At 59.2% G+C, this 966-nt stretch carries 1 protein-coding gene and 1 pseudogene; both read left to right on the plus strand.

Going from position 1 to position 966, the window contains the following annotated elements; all coding sequences use genetic code 11:
• A pseudogene (locus EOA86_RS36265) lies at positions 1–406 on the plus strand (DNA primase); the annotation flags it as partial.
• 371 nt (positions 407–777) lie between these two features.
• Positions 778–966, plus strand: a 189-nt coding sequence (locus tag EOA86_RS36270; RefSeq protein WP_164892393.1) for an RNA polymerase sigma factor region1.1 domain-containing protein, incomplete at its 3' end; no start/stop codon positions are given.

Below are 966 nucleotides of genomic sequence, written 5' to 3' on the forward strand. Positions count from 1 at the left end.
CGCCAATACCGATCTGAAGCGGCTGCATGCGGCGATCCTCGATGCGATGGCGCATGACATGGCCAACGACCGCGACGCGGTGATCGCGACGATCCAACGGGCCGGCTGCGGCGAGATCTGGGCGCGCGTGGTGGCGCTGATCAAACGGGCTCGGCAGTGGCCGGCGCTGGAAACAGCCGGACTTGACGATGCCCGCGACGCCTTCAGCCAGGCGCTCCACTTGCAGCGCAGCGCGCGCACCTTACATAAGGAGCTGAAACAGGCGGAAGCGGCGCTCGCCAGCGATCCCACAGACGAAAACTACCGGCATCTCGTCGAGATCCAGGCGCAATTTCGTGATGTGCAAGCAACGGAAGCGCTGATCGACGGGTTCGGCGTGTCATCGGGCAGGGCCGGGCGGGTGTAGGTCGAAGCTTACGAAAGAGTGAAATTGCAGAACCGTGCTTGCGCGTCGAATCAGCCACGGCGCTTTAAGTCGGGTAATTGATTCGCTTTTTTCATGCGAATCATGCGAGAGGCGCTTGACCTTCCGGCAGAATGACGGAATCAGGACGATTCGAAACGTTAACCCGTGCCGGCGTCGACGGGAAATGCAGCGATGTGAGGTACCGGTCACTGGACAGGCAGTCAGCCTGCCACAGATACCAGGGTTAATCTGGACTTAACGAGAGATGCAGTTACTGGCCCGGGGAAGCGCGTTCTAGAGCGAGCGCATCTGATTTAACCGGCACGGCAGCTTACGCGGCTTGATACTTGGCCGCTTGGAGAAAATAAAGAATGGCGACAAAAGAAAAGGAAGAGGTCGAGACCGAACGTGAAGGCGCCACCGACGGCCCTCTGCTCGACCTTTCCGACGATGCTGTCAAGAAGATGATCAAAGCCGCCAAGAAGCGCGGCTATGTCACCATGGACGAACTGAATTCGGTGCTACCCTCGGAGGAAGTGACCTCCGAGCAGATCGAGGAC

Source organism: Mesorhizobium sp. M5C.F.Ca.IN.020.32.2.1 (assembly GCF_004023105.1).
Classification (GTDB): Bacteria; Pseudomonadota; Alphaproteobacteria; order Rhizobiales; family Rhizobiaceae; genus Mesorhizobium; species Mesorhizobium wenxiniae.